The 13349-nt window shown below is 73.3% G+C and carries 13 protein-coding genes; 4 read left to right on the top strand and 9 right to left on the bottom strand.

All coding sequences use genetic code 11. From position 1 onward, the window contains the following. Window positions 1-34 precede the first annotated feature (34 nt). Window positions 35-640 carry an antibiotic biosynthesis monooxygenase gene (locus ACFWGP_RS08070; RefSeq protein ID WP_231429766.1) on the bottom strand — a complete coding sequence of 202 codons (606 nt, stop codon included), beginning with the start codon at window positions 638-640 and terminating at the stop codon, window positions 35-37. Window positions 641-793: 153 nt separating this feature from the next. On the opposite strand from ACFWGP_RS08070, the gene ACFWGP_RS08065 reads away from it, so the two are divergent. Next, window positions 794-2092 (top strand): hypothetical protein, encoded by a 1299-nt coding sequence (locus ACFWGP_RS08065; RefSeq protein WP_376930614.1) that lies wholly within the window; start codon window positions 794-796, stop codon window positions 2090-2092. On the opposite strand, the gene ACFWGP_RS08060 is transcribed toward ACFWGP_RS08065, so the two are convergent. After that, entirely contained in the window at window positions 2065-2640 is a 576-nt protein-coding gene (locus ACFWGP_RS08060; protein WP_376930613.1) for a helix-turn-helix domain-containing protein, read from the bottom strand. The genes ACFWGP_RS08065 and ACFWGP_RS08060 overlap by 28 nt on opposite strands. Before the next feature lie 94 nt (window positions 2641-2734). Between ACFWGP_RS08060 and ACFWGP_RS08055 the strand changes: the two genes are divergently transcribed. Then, the gene (locus tag ACFWGP_RS08055; RefSeq protein ID WP_231429769.1) at window positions 2735-3451 is read left to right on the top strand and encodes an ABC transporter ATP-binding protein; all 717 of its coding nucleotides are present in this window, start codon (window positions 2735-2737) and stop codon (window positions 3449-3451) included. Then, window positions 3448-4245: an ABC transporter permease gene (locus tag ACFWGP_RS08050; RefSeq protein WP_231429770.1), complete on the top strand. Its 798-nt coding sequence runs from the start codon at window positions 3448-3450 to the stop codon at window positions 4243-4245. The genes ACFWGP_RS08055 and ACFWGP_RS08050 overlap by 4 nt, the downstream gene beginning before the upstream one ends. 36 nt (window positions 4246-4281) lie before the next feature. On the opposite strand, the gene ACFWGP_RS08045 is transcribed toward ACFWGP_RS08050, so the two are convergent. Further along, entirely contained in the window at window positions 4282-5193 is a 912-nt protein-coding gene (locus ACFWGP_RS08045; RefSeq protein WP_376930612.1) for a LysR family transcriptional regulator, read from the bottom strand. A 71-nt stretch (window positions 5194-5264) separates the two neighbouring features. Here ACFWGP_RS08045 and ACFWGP_RS08040 point away from each other — a divergent pair, with 71 nt between their 5' ends. Further along, window positions 5265-6335 (top strand): YeiH family protein, encoded by a 1071-nt coding sequence (locus ACFWGP_RS08040; protein WP_376930611.1) that lies wholly within the window; start codon window positions 5265-5267, stop codon window positions 6333-6335. 105 nt (window positions 6336-6440) lie between these two features. On the opposite strand, the gene ACFWGP_RS08035 is transcribed toward ACFWGP_RS08040, so the two are convergent. The 6 genes from ACFWGP_RS08035 to ACFWGP_RS08010 form a co-directional block, all read right to left on the bottom strand. Further along, window positions 6441-7793, bottom strand: coding sequence for an acyltransferase (locus ACFWGP_RS08035; protein ID WP_376930610.1), 1353 nt, complete (start codon window positions 7791-7793; stop codon window positions 6441-6443). A gap of 82 nt (window positions 7794-7875) precedes the next feature. Continuing rightward, window positions 7876-8550, bottom strand: coding sequence for a response regulator transcription factor (locus tag ACFWGP_RS08030; RefSeq protein WP_231429774.1), 675 nt, complete (start codon window positions 8548-8550; stop codon window positions 7876-7878). Further along, window positions 8547-9809: a sensor histidine kinase gene (locus ACFWGP_RS08025; RefSeq protein WP_376930609.1), complete on the bottom strand. Its 1263-nt coding sequence runs from the start codon at window positions 9807-9809 to the stop codon at window positions 8547-8549. The genes ACFWGP_RS08030 and ACFWGP_RS08025 overlap by 4 nt, the downstream gene beginning before the upstream one ends. A gap of 148 nt (window positions 9810-9957) precedes the next feature. Beyond that, on the bottom strand, window positions 9958-10938 hold the full coding sequence (locus ACFWGP_RS08020; protein WP_231429776.1) for a YihY/virulence factor BrkB family protein: 981 nt from the start codon (window positions 10936-10938) through the stop codon (window positions 9958-9960). 72 nt (window positions 10939-11010) lie between these two features. After that, window positions 11011-12054, bottom strand: a complete 1044-nt coding sequence (locus ACFWGP_RS08015) for an alpha/beta hydrolase (protein ID WP_231429777.1) — start codon at window positions 12052-12054, stop codon at window positions 11011-11013. Window positions 12055-12120: 66 nt separating this feature from the next. After that, entirely contained in the window at window positions 12121-13254 is a 1134-nt protein-coding gene (locus tag ACFWGP_RS08010; RefSeq protein ID WP_275505258.1) for a hypothetical protein, read from the bottom strand. Between the last annotated feature and the right edge of the window lie 95 nt (window positions 13255-13349).

Here is a 13349-nt window from a genome sequence, read left to right as displayed (position 1 = left end):
CGGACGTGCCGATGGTCTCGATGCGCGCTTCGGGCTACTCGGTCGACGGGCGCTGCCGGTGCAGCCAGCGGTGCAGCATGCGGGTGACCCACGGCAGCACCCAGTACGTCATGATCGGCGTCAGGATGAGCGTCGACACGAGCGATCGGAGCCAGATCGGCAACCCGTCGAAGCCCGGCAGGGGTGCGACGAGGTACGAGAAGACGAGGTTCACCGGGAAGAAGCCGACCCAGATGGCGACGGCCTGCTTCCAGCGCGGCGGTGCGAACGGCACGGCGGCCTCGAGGTCGATGCCGCCCGAGGCATCCGTCGCGGGAATCGAGCCGGTGGCCGGATCGTCGAACCAGCCCTCGATGCCCGTGCGGCGCTTCGACCGCTCGCTGCGCACGAAGCCCTCGCCCATCGAGAGCCACCACGCGCGTTCGTCCGAGCGCTCCCACGACTCGAGGGTCTCCTCGCTCGCGAAGCGGTAGAGCATGTGCCAGACCTGCGACGACTCGCCGGCGCGCACCCATCCGGAACCGAGGAAGCCCGGGTACTTGTTCGCGAGGTTCACGCCGGTCTGCACCCAGGCGGTCGCCTCCGAGATGCGCGACGGGTCGACCTCGCGCCGGATCGACACGGTGATGGGTTCGGACATGCTGCTGGTTCCTCGCGGGCTTCTGGCCGGGGTGGGACGGGTCGGTCGGCGACGACGGGGTGCGGTCGCGCCGGTAGTCGAGTGTAGTTCGAGGATGTTTCGAGATCGTGTCGTGCGCCGCGCGGGCGGTCCACCCGCCGATAGCGTGGTCGCGTGATCCGACTCCTCTGCTTCGCACTGCTCGGCGCCGTGATCGCCAGCGCCGCCGCATGGGCCCTCTCGGCCGACGAAGCATGGGTCGGCATGTTCGTGCCGTGCGTCGTCGCGCTCAGCGTCCTCGGCCCGATCGTGCTCGTCGTGCGCAGCCCCGCGGGCGCGGGACTCGGGGGCGCGCTCGCCGGCCCCCTGAGCGCCGAAGAGCTGCAGCGCGCCGACTCGGAGGGGCGGCTCGCCCTCGCGCGCGTCCGGTCGATCCGGCGCACGGGCACGATGATCAACGACCAGCCGATCTGCGACCTCGACCTCGTCGTCGTGCCGCGGTTCGGCGCTCCGTTCGAGGTGCGCACCCGCCGGCTGGTCGATCTCGTCGAGATCCCGCGCCTGCAGCCCGAGTGCGTCGTGGTCGTCGTGATGCAGGAGGCCGCGCCGTCGCCGGTCTCGATCGTCTTGGACCCGCCCGACGAGTGGGTGCAGCTCGCGCAACGCGACGAGCGGGTGCGCTCGACGCGGACCGCCGCGCCCTTCACGCCGGCGCCCGCTGCGGCGGGGAAGGCCGCGGGCGGGCTGCGTCGCATCCATCCGGCCTTCTACGTCGTCGCGGTGCTCGTCGGCGCGGCGCTCGCGCTCATCCCGGCGTATCCGACGATCGCTGCGATCGCGTCGGGCGAGACGACGCTCGGCGAGGTCCGCTACGCGAACTCGTGGGAGGGGCGGATGGCGGCCGACGAGCAGGCGCGGGCCGACGCCGAGGCCGCCGAAGCCGAGGCCGCGGCGGCGGCGAGCATGTTCGTCGGCGACAACGCGGCGAGAGCCGTCGACGCGCTCGTCGACGCGATCGGCGCCGGGCAGGTCGTGCAGCTCTCGTTCTGGGGCGAGCACCTTTCGGCGATCGCGCCGAGCGGCCCCGGTGCGGCGACGCTCGACAGCTGGGACGTCGTCGCCGGCGAGGTGACGAACAGCGGTCCGGCGGGCAGCCAGCCCGACCCTGCCGCGCTCGAGCTGCAGCTCTTCGACGCGAGGTCGGTCGACACCTCGCTGATGCCCGATCTCGTCGCGCAGGCGAAGGAGCTCAGCGGCCTGTCGGAGCCCGACCCGACGCGCACCGACCAGTGGGTGTACGTCTCGCGCTCGGGGTCATCGGACAGCGGGCCGCCGCCCGTCGTCCTCGACGTGCCGGTCTACGGCGAGTACTACGACGCCTGGATCACGTTCTCCCTCGAGGGCGAGGTCGTCTCGATGCGCGGCGGGGCGCCGGGGTCGGCGAGCTACGAGGCGGAGAACGGCGCGGGCTGATCGGCCGGATCGGGCATGAGCACCGTCGAGAGCATCACCGTGCGCCGGCCGCTCGCCCCGCCCTGCCCGTCATCGACCTGCGGAGCCAGGTAGGGGGCGAGCAGCTCGCCGAGGCCGGCCTGGATGCGCGACAGGTCGTCGGTTCCGACGTGCAGCCGAACCTGTCCGAATCCGAGGAACTCGCGGAAGTCGGCACCGGCTGACGCGCGGTCGAAGTCCTCGCCGAGGTGGGCGAGGAAGGTGAGGAACGACTGCTGCAGCTCGCGTTCGCCCATCTCGCGAAGCTCGTCGTGGTCGACGTGGGCCATGCGATCGCCGAGCGCGAAGGTGCGCTCGACGGCACCGCGGACCCGGCGTTCGTCGACGACGGCGACGATCCCGGCGTCGACGAGCGCGGCGATGTGGCGGTAGAGCGTCGCCTGCGCGACGTCGGGCAGTGCGCCCCGGAGGTCGGAGGTCGTGACCCGTCGGCCCTCGCCGAGCTGCTGGACGATCCGAAGCCGAACCGGGTGCATGACGACGTCGGCGATCGGCGAGGTCTTGCGCATCGCTGACTCCTTCCATTATTCTCAGTGTGAGAACATTCGCACTACTAGAACATTCTCAAACTCCCAACGAAGTATCCCACCGAAGGATGTCCACATGAACTCCCATGCGATCGAGGTCACGGGGCTGTCGAAGCGATTCGGCGAGGTCGAGGCGGTCCGAGCCGCGAGCTTCAGGGCCGAGCCGGGCCGGGTCACCGGCTTCCTCGGCCCGAACGGCGCCGGCAAGTCGACGACGCTCGCGATGGTGCTCGGTCTCAGCCGGCCCGACGCGGGAACGGCCCGCATCGGCGGAGCCGCCTATCGCGATCTCGACGACCCGACCGGGACGGTCGGCGCGGTCCTCGATTCGACCGGCGCGCACCCCTCGATGACTGGCCGCGGCCACCTGCGGGCCTACGCCGAGCTCGGCGGGCATGCGCGCCGTCGGGTCGACGACGTCGCCCTCACCACCGGCATCACCGAATACCTCGATCGACGCATCCGCGGCTACTCGACCGGCATGCGCCGACGGCTCGCGCTCGCGACGGCCCTGCTCGGCGAGCCCTCGGTGCTCGTGCTCGACGAACCGTCGAACGGCCTCGATCCGGCCGGCATCGTGTGGCTGCGCGAGTTCCTCCGCGCCTTCGCCGGCCGCGGCGGCACCGTGCTGCTCTCGAGCCACGTCCTCACCGAGCTGCAGCACAGCATCGACGACCTCGTCCTCATCGACCGGGGACGCGTCGCCTGGTCGGGTCCGCTCGACGAATTCACCGGTGCCGCCTCGAGCCTCGAGTCGGCCTTCCTCGCCCACACCATGGAGGTGCACCCGTGATCGCACTCGTTCGAGGCGAACTCGCCAAACTGCTCGCGACCCGCCTGCCGGTCGCGACCCTGCTCACGGCGCTCGGCTGCGGTCTCGGGTTCACCGCACTGCTCGCGCTCGCCGGGCCGGGCAACTCGACCCCGCCCCTGCCCGGAATCGAGACGCCGGAGGGCGTGAGCCTCGTCGTCGGCATGGGCGGCCTGCTGCTGTTCGTGCCCGCACTGATCGGCACCATCGCCGTCACGGGCGAGTACCGGCACCGTTCGATCGGCACGACGTTCCTGACCGTCCCGCGCCGAGGCCGCGCGCTCGTCGCCAAGCTCGTCGTGTTCGGCGGGCTGGGCTTCGCGTACGGCGCCGTCGCCGCCGTCGGAACCGCGGTCGCGCTCGTCGGGAGCGCCGCGCTCCGCGGCGTCGCGCTCGGCGTGCCCGCCGGTGCGCTCGTCGCGATGCTCGCCCAGCTCGCCCTCGCGGCCGCGGTCTACGCGGTGCTCGGTGTCGCGATCGGGGCGCTGGCGCGGCAGCAGCTCGTCGCCGTCGGCATCGTGCTCGGGTACTTCTACTTCCTCGAGCACGTGCTGCTCCTCATTCCCGGGGTGAACGTCATCCACCCCTTCCTCCCGGGCGGTGCGACGGCCGCGCTGACCGACTTCACCTTCCTGAGCGACGCGATCGGCGCGCAGCTCCCGATCTCGATGCCCGTCGCGATCTCGCCGATCGGCGGTGCGCTCGTGCTGCTCGGATACGCGGCGATCGCCGCGGTCGTCGCGGTGGCGGTGCCGCTCCGTCGCGATGTGAGGTGATCCCGGCACCGGGCCCGCGTCGTCGCGACGCGGGCCCTACCCCTGCAGTTCGCCGAGCAGCGCGGCCGCGGGGGCGGCGAGCGGCTCGCCGCCCCGCCACACGGCTCGCAGCCGCCGTCGGAGGTCGAGCCCCTCGACGGGGACTTCGACGAGTTCGCCTCGGGCGACCCACGGGCGCACCGCGAGCTCGCTCAGCACGGCTGGCCCGGCGCCCGAGGCCGCCGAGATGAGCACGGCGGCATTGCTCGAGACGACCATCGCGGGCCGCGAGAGCTCCGGGACGCCCGCGCCGTCGACGCCGCCCGCGCCGAGCGCCTCGGCGAGGGTCGAGCGTGTGCCCGAGCCCGGCTCGCGGCTGACGAGCGGGGTGGTCGCGAGCTCGTGCGCGGTGACGTGGGTGCGCCGCGTCCACGGATGCGACGGCGCCACGACGACGACGAGCCGGTCGCGCGCGACGGTGCGGCTGTGCAGGCCGCGCGGCACCGAGGGCGACTCGACGAAGCCGAGGTCGATCGCCCGGTCTGCGAGCAGGTCGAAGACCTGCGTCGAGTTCTCGACCCGCACCCGCACGTCGAGCTCGGGGTGCGCGTGCCGGAGGCCGGCGATCCAGGCGGGCAGCAGGTACTCGGCGACGGTGAGGCTCGCCGCCAGGTCGAGCCGGGCCTCGTGGCGCTCGCGAAGCGCGCGGCTCGTGGCGAGCAACTCGCCGGCCCCGTCGACGAGTCGGGCGGCCAGCTCGGCCACCACGACGCCGTCGGCGGTCAGTCGCGAGCCGCGCGGGTGGCGCTCGACGAGCGAGAGCCCGAGGTTTCGCTCGAGGGTCGCGATCGCGCGGCTCGCGTTGGGCTGCGCCATCCCGACCGCGCGTGCCGCCGCACCGAGACTGCCGTGCTCGCCGATCGCCGAGAGCAGTTCGAGCACCGCGAGTTCGGGCCAGCGAGTCGGCATATCGGAATGATATGCCTCGATGCCGGAATCACGGCTACCGCGCCGCCGGTCCGCCTGCGACCGTGGAGGAGATGTACCGCCCCACCCCCGCTCCCCGGTCAGTCCCCGTGCCCCGTCGCCGCCTCGCCGGCTGCTTCGGCGCCCGGGTCGCGACGCTCGCGCCCGGCCTCGCGCTCTGCGCCGTCGTCGCCGGCCTCGCGCTCGCCGTCACCCTCGTGGTGCCAACGATCAGCGCCCTGCTCGTCGCCATCGTCGTGGGCGTCGTCGTGCGGAACACGATGCGCCTGCCCAGGCGCCTCGAGCCCGGCATCGCGTTCGCGGCGAAGCCGCTGCTGCGCCTCGGGATCGTGCTGCTCGGCCTGCAGCTCGTCGTCGGAGACATCCTCGCCCTGGGCCCCGGCATGGTCGTCGTCGTCATCGCGATCGTCGTCGGCGGCATCGCCGCGACGCTCCTCATCGGCCGGTGGCTCGGCATCGGCTCGACGCAGCGACTGCTCGTCGCGTGCGGCTTCTCGATCTGCGGTGCGGCGGCGGTCGCCGCGGTCGACGGCGTCGTCGAGGCCGAGGAGGAGGAGGTCGTCACCGCCGTCGCGCTCGTCGTGATCTTCGGCACCCTCATGATCCCGATCGTGCCGTTCGTCGCGGGGCTCATCGGCCTCGACGCCGACGAGGCGGGGATGTGGGCCGGCGGGTCGGTGCACGAGGTCGCGCAGGTGGTCGCGATCGGCGGGGCCCTCGGCGGCACCGCGCTCGGCGTCGCGGTCGTCGTGAAGCTCGCACGCGTGCTCATGCTCGCCCCGGTCATGGCGGTCATCGGCCTGCAGCGCCGCCGTGCGCTCGCGAAGGCGGGCGAGGATGCCTCGGGCGCACGCGGCGGCAAGCTGCCGCCGCTCGTCCCCCTGTTCGTCGTCGGCTTCGTGGCCATGGTGGCGATCCGGTCCCTCGGCGTCGTGCCGCCCCAGGTGGTCGCGGGCGCCGGCGTCGCGCAGACCGTGCTGCTCGCCGCGGCCATGTTCGCGCTCGGCACGGGCGTGCGGTTCAGCATGTTCCGCCGGGTCGGCGTGAAGCCCTTCGTACTCGCCGGAGCGTCGACCCTCGTCGTCTCGGCCATCGCGCTCGGTGGCGTTCTGCTCGTCGGCTGAGTCTTCGGTCTTCGGTCTTCGGTCCTCGGTCGGCGGCCGCGACCACATGACCACTCGACCACATCGTCGGCAGCGGGACCGCCGCCCGCACGAGAGGCTCGGCGCCTACGGAATCGCCCGTGACACGCGGACCGCCGGGCGGCGCACGGGCCGCGACGGAGCCCGTCTCGCGAACCACAGCAGCACGAGTGAGAGGAACGCCGGCAGCGGGCCGAATCCGGCGACGAGCAGCACCGCGACCCCCGCGACGGCGCTGACCGCCGCGATCGCGGTCGCCCCGTTGCCGGGCGCAGCGCCACGAGTGCTCCGCCCGCCGGCCCGCGGCCGGCTCGTCCGCTCGAAGCGGGAGAACACGAGCACGACGATCGCGACGACCGCCGCGGCGACGACGAGCCAGAGGGGCCGGCTCGCCCACCAGCCGAAGCTCAGCGGCTCGGGCAGCGGCAGCCCGACCGCGGCGTTCGCGATGAGGGCGAGGCCCGCGAGCCCGACGAGCACCGGCATGTGCCAGAGGTACACGGTCATGGCCCGCTCCCCGACGAACGAGATCGGCCGCGCGGCATCCCGCCGTTCGACCCACGCGCGGATGCGCGGGCGTGCGAGCTGGAAGAGGGCGAGCTGCGCGACGCCGAGCACGACGAGGCAGACGGTCGGCGGGTTGAGGTTCACGAGCATGTCGACCGGGTAGGGGCCGGCCACGGTGAGCACCGCGAGCAGCGCGAGCGAGGCGCCCGCGATGCCCGCGAGCGTCGGCCGGGCCAGCCGGTCGAGGGCGCCGTCGGCGAGGTGGAATCCGAGCTGCTGCACGAGCAGCCACACGAGCAGCAGGTTGACGAAGCCGATCGCGTCGACACCGGTCGAGAGCCGCACGACGTCGACCGCGACGACGCCGGCGAGCAGGGCGAGGGGCACCAGCACGGAGGCGCGCTCATGCGCCCGCACCATGGCCGGCACGAGCGCCGACACCGCGAGGTACACGCCGAGGAACCACAGCGGCTGGCCGATGCGGAACCCCGCGATGCCGACGAGCTCGGCGGGCATGCCCGCGAGCGAGAGCGCGACGAGCGAGCCCGAGACGACCGCCACGAGCGCGACGGCCGGGCGCACCAGCCGTTCGATCCGGGCGACCACGTACTCGGCGGGCGTCGCGCCGCGGGCGCGCATCGACCGCCAATGGGTGAGGCTCGAGAATCCGCCGACGATGAAGAAGAGCGGCATGATCTGCACCACCCAGCTGACCGGGCCGAACCACGCCTGGTGCTCGAGGGCGTTCTCGAGCACCGGTCCGTCGGGGCCGACGCCGACGCCGACCATCATCGCGTGCAGCACGAACACCATGCCGAGCAGCACCACCCGGATCGCGTCGACGCTCGCATCGCGCCGCACCCCGGTGCGCGGCCTCGTGGATGCCTCGGGGCGGGTCGATCTCGCGTGCTGGCGTTCGAGCGTGTCGGTCATGTGCCGCAGGCTACGAACGCGGTCGGCGCCGGGGCATCACCCCGCGGAGCGGTTCGCGGGCCCTACCGGGGTACGGCGGGGCTCAGCCTGCCGAGGGGGTGACCAGGCCGGTGTCGTAGGCGAGCACGACGGCGTGCACGCGGTCGCGCAGGCCGAGCTTCTGCAGGATCTTCGAGACGTGCGTCTTCACGGTCTGCTCGGCGATGAAGAGCGCCGCCGCGATCTCGGTGTTCGACATGCCCCGCCCCACGAGCGTGAGCACCTCGAGCTCGCGCTCGGTCAGCGCGGCGAGCCGGTTGCCGGCGGGCTTCGGCGGCGGGCCCGAGCGGGCGAAGTCCTCGATCAGCCGACGGGTGACGCTCGGTGCGAGCAGTGCATCGCCGCCGGCGACGACGCGCACGGCGGCGACGAGCTCTTCGGGCGTCGCGTCCTTCAGCAGGAATCCGCTCGCGCCCGCCCGCAGCGCGTCGTAGACGTACTCGTCGATGTCGAACGTCGTGAGCATGAGCACCTTCGGAACGTAGTCGGAGCTCCGCGGCGGCGACTGCAGCGCGCGCGTGGCCTCGATGCCGTTCTGCTGCGGCATCCGCACGTCCATGACGACGACGTCGGGTCGCAGCTCGTGCGCGAGCGCCACCGCCTCACGGCCGTCGGCGGCCTGGCCGACGACCTCGATTCCGTGCTGGGCGCCGAGCACCGCGGCGAATCCGGCGCGCACCATCGCCTGGTCGTCGGCGATGAGCACCGAGATCGTCACCACGGGCCTCCGTCCGACCCGAGCGGAAGGGTCGCGAGTACACGGTAGCCGCCGCCCGGGCGCGGTCCGTGCTCGGCACGCCCGCCGAGCAGGGCGGCGCGCTCGTCGATGCCGACGAGGCCGTGCCCGCCGTGAGCGCCCGCGCCCGCGGAATCGGCTTCGGAGCCGGCGTCGGACCCGGGGCCCGCGGTCGGCGACGCGGCGGGCGGCGCCTCGTTCTCGACGCCGACGACGAGTTCGTCGGCGAGCACCTCGATGGAGACATGGGTCGACGCCCCCGGCGCGTGGCGGACGACGTTGCTCAGCGCCTCCTGCACGATGCGGAAGGCGGCCGTCGCGGCGAGCCCGCCTTCGGGCAGTCGGTCGCCGAGCTCGAGGGTCACCGGCACCCCGCCGCGTTCGACCGAGGCGACGAGGGCGGGCAGGTCGTCGAGACCCGGTTGCGGTGCCGTCTCGGCGGTCGAGTCCGAGCTGCGCAGCACGCCGAGCAGCTGCCGCATCTCGGTCATGGCGACGCGAGCCGACTCGGCGATCTCGGCGAACTCGGCGCGGGCCGCGTCGCTCAGCCCGTCGACGCGGTACGGCGCGCTCGTCGCCTGCACGTGGATGATCGAGAGCCCGTGCGCCACGACATCGTGGAGCTCCCGGGCGATGCGGTTGCGCTCCTCGACGAGCACCCGCCGCTCCTGCTCGGCGGCCGACACGGCACGCTCGCGGAACAGCTCGCCCGCGATCACCCGTCGCTGCGCGATGAGGAGCGCGATCGGCAGCGCGACCGCCGTGAGGCTCGCCGCGGCGATCTCGTTCGCGGTCGCGCCGGCGTCGACGAACGCGAACGGCACCGTCACGACCACGCCGGCGAGCCAGACCACGAACATGCCGAACCAGCTCATGCCGTTCATGCCGAGCACGAGCAGCAGGGCGGTCTGGCCGATGATCGTCGTCACCGGCCACGGCCATGGAGCACCCTCCGACCCGGCCGAGAGCAGGGCGAACATCAGGATGCCCCAGGTCGCGACGACCGCGGCGGTCCTCGGGAACCGCATCGCGAGGGGCAGCGCCCCCGCGAGCGCGAGGCAGGTCGCGAAGGCGCCGAGCAGGTGCACCCCGTAGATGGTCGCGGCGAGCGGCACCGCGACCGCGAACAGCACGAGGGCGAGCGCGGATGTCGCGAGCCACGCCCAAGCGCGGAGGCGCCGATCGGCGTCGGTCGGCGCGGGTGCGCCGCCGGACCGGGTGGTGGACAGCGAGAGGTTCATGGTGCCAGCCAGCCTGTCACGGCCGGTCGGGGTGCACATCCCTCGGCGGAGGGGTCTCAGGGCGATACTCCGGTAGGGGGCGGTGGCTTCCGCTGGGCATGGCCGCGCGTCGACGGGTGCCCGAGCACCGGCCTCGTCGGGCGCCCGCTCAATCGAGCCGCAGGTGCCGCGACGCCCGCATGTCGTTCAGCCGCTCCTCGCGGTTCTTCGCGATGAGGCGGTCGTCGCGCAGCGGCAGCTGCACCTGCTCCTCGGCGACGACGCCGGCTCGCAGCTGCCGGGCGCGCTCGACCTCGGTGTCGAGCACCCCGCCGAAGAGCAGGGCGAGATTCGACAGCCACACCCAGAGCAGGAAGGCGATCGCACCGCCCAGCGCACCGTAGGTGCGCGAGTACGAGCCGACGCCGAAGACGTACATGGCGAACAATGCGCTCACCGCGACCCAGACGAGGAGCGCCCCGACCGCGCCGACGCTGAACCAGCGCAGGTGGCGTCGTCGCACGTTCGGCGCCGCCCAGCAGAGCAGGGCGATCGCGACGATGCCGATCGCGGCGAGCAGCGGCAGCTTGCCGAGGTCCCACCAGAAGGCGACGCCCTCGTCGAACCCCAGCGCCCGTGCCGTCGCGGTCGCGATCGGGCCGGTGATGACGAGGCCGACCACGGCGAGGGCCGCGAGCAGCAGGAGGGCCGCCGAGACGGCGAGCATCGCCGGGCGCATCGCCCAGAACGGGCGGCCTTCTTCGACCCCGTAGATGCGGTTCAGTCCTCGCCCGAGCGAGCCGACGTAGCCCGACGTCGCCCACAGCGCACCGAGCAGGCCCGTCACGAGCGCGAGGCCCGCGTGCGAGGCATCCAGGAGCTGCTCGAGCGGGGTGCGCACGGCGTCGACCGTCTCGGCGCCCCCGAGCTCCTCGACGACGCGGAGTGCGAGCGCGACGACCGCCTCCGCACTGCCGAACACCCCGATCGCGGCGAGTGCGGCGAGCAGGGCCGGCAGCGCTGCGAGCACTGCGTAGAAGGTGAGCGCGGCGGCGATGTCCTGCACCTGGTTGATGCGGTACTCATGCGCGGTGCGCGTGAGGATGACGCGCCAGTCGTCGCGCGAGAGCTGCACGGGGGAGTCGGGCATGCGGCCTCCGATCGGATCCGAGCCTACGGCGCGGTCGGTCGCGGAGGGAGGGGGTTGCGCGCGGCGCTCGGCTCAGCCCAGGTGCGCGTGCAGGAACGCCGCGACCCGCACCCGCAGCGCCTCGTCGAGGATGCCGATCGAGTGCTCGCCGCCCGGCACGACCGCGAGCTCGACGGGCACGCCGGCGGCCTCGAGCACGGCGGCGAACCGCGTCGACTGCCCGAGCGGCACGATCTCGTGCTCGGAGTGCCCGATGAACACGGGCGGGTCGCTCGGGTCGACGTGCATCGCCGGCGAGGCATCCATCGCCTGCGGGCAGTGCGCGTCGGCGGCGCGAGGTTCGCACCCCAGGTAGTCGGCGACGATGCCCCGCAACCAGGCGGATGCCCCGTCGGCGTCGAGCGCGGCCGAGCCGAGTCCGACCGGGCCCGAGAGCTCGGCGACCGCGGCGACGCGGGACCCCGCGTCGAGCGCGCCGTCGCCGGTCGTGCCGAGGAGCGCGGCGAGGTTGCCGCCCGCCGAACCGCCGAACGCGCCGATGCGAGCCGGGTCGATGCCGAACCGCTCGACCTGTTCGGGTGCGCGCAGCCACTCGACGGCGAGGGCGACATCGTCGATCGCCCCGGGGAAGACGGTGTCGGGCACCAGCCGGTAGTTCACCGAGACGGCGACGAAGCCCTCGCTGGCGAGCCACATGCAGACGTTGCGCCAGTCGGTGTTCGCCTTGTCGCCGCGGGTCCAGCTGCCGCCGTGGATCGAGACGACGGCCGGGAGCAGCGACGTCGCCGTCGTGGCGGCCGCCTGCTCGGGTCCTTCGACCGGGGCGGCCGGCCGGCACACGTCGAGCGTCAGCAGCGTGCCGTCCTCGCGGACGCCGTACTCGAGGTCGGCGTCGACCTGCAGCCCCTCGGGCGGCGTGAACGTGCGGATGCCGATGATCTCGTCACCGACGACCTCGCTCGCGGCATCGGGGCCGGGCGGGTCGATCTCGCGCAGCTGCTGGTGGAAGCCGGAGAGCGCGACGATGCCCACGATCGCGGCCGTCACGGCCGCTGCGGCCACCGCGACCCGCTTGCGGCGGACGCCGGAGCCGCCTGTGCGTCGGGTCGAGGTCACGCCGGGCTCCGGGATTCAGGGGTGGAGCGATGCTAACCCACGATCGGCCGATCTGGAAACGCTTGCTCAAGACCGTGAGACCACCGCTCCCGTCGTCGCGTCGAACGTCACGGACGCGTCCTCGTACGCGGAGTCGAGGAGGACCATCGCCTGCACCGGCCGGCTGCCCGACTCGTCGGCGACCCCGGCCCGCTGGAACCGCACGATCACCGACTCGGGGTCGGCGATGCCGCTCTCGTGCTGCGCCGCCGCGATGAGCTCCCGGACCTGCGTGAAGTCGACGGCGGTGACGTCGAACAGCTCGGCGGCCGGATCATCGGGCTGGATGAGCTCGGGCCCCTGGTGCTCGGTGCGGTCGTACCGGTACTGGTAGTCGTCGATCGTGAGCGCACCGGGTGTCGACGGCGCGGTCGCGAGGGCGTAGCCGTCGTAGAAGCCGACGCTCGTGAACTGCGGTCCGCCGACCTCGCGCACGAGCGCATCGACGATCTCGTCGTGCCGGTCGCCCTCGACGACTCCGGCGGCGGCCGGGTCGCCTGCCGCGATCGCCGTGATCGATCGGCCGATCGTGCCGTACGCGGGCACGAGCGTCGCCGCGGCGGCGATGACGAGCACGAGCGCGAACACGACGGCGTGCAACGGATTCGACGTCGCCTTCGGAACGCCGAGCAGGGTCTCGGGCTCGCTCGGCCAGGCCTGCGCGGTGGCGGCGAGCGGGATGGTGCGATCGGCGCCGGCGCGCAGCCGCTCGGCCTCCCGCAGCCGCTCCCAGTCGTCGGGCGGGTCCATCACTAGCACGACGTTCGCCTTCGACTCGACCGGCCGGCGCACCACGACCACGCAGCCCGGCTGCAGGCGCGGCAGCGCGACGAGGTCGACGATCTCGCGGTGCACGGTCGTATAGGCCGCGCGGTGACGAGGCGCCACGGTGAGCACGAGCTCGCACTGCGGCTGGTCGTTGATCGTCATGCCGGTCCGGCGGATGCGTTCGACCCGGGCGAGGGCGAGCTCGCCCGTCGGGTCGGTCGCGGCGGCGACCGCACGGCGGCTCGTCGTGAAGACCGACGCGGTGCCGGCGAGCAGCCCGATCGTGAGGGCGATGCCCCAGAACATCGAGTAGCGCGGGTCGCCGGTCGCGATCCAGCCGATCAGGCCGCCGGCGGCGGCGCCGAGTCCAATGGCGGAGAGGAGGCGGAGCATGGTGCGGGTCCTTTCGCGGGTTCGGCTCCCACGATGGCCCGGCGCGCCTCGAGCGCGGATGGGTAGCGATTGCTCATTCGCCCGCGGCGCGATGC

Source organism: Agromyces sp. NPDC127015 (assembly GCF_042725165.1).
GTDB lineage: Bacteria > Actinomycetota > Actinomycetes > Actinomycetales > Microbacteriaceae > Agromyces > Agromyces chromiiresistens.
This window is presented reverse-complemented; position numbering and strand designations above follow the sequence as displayed.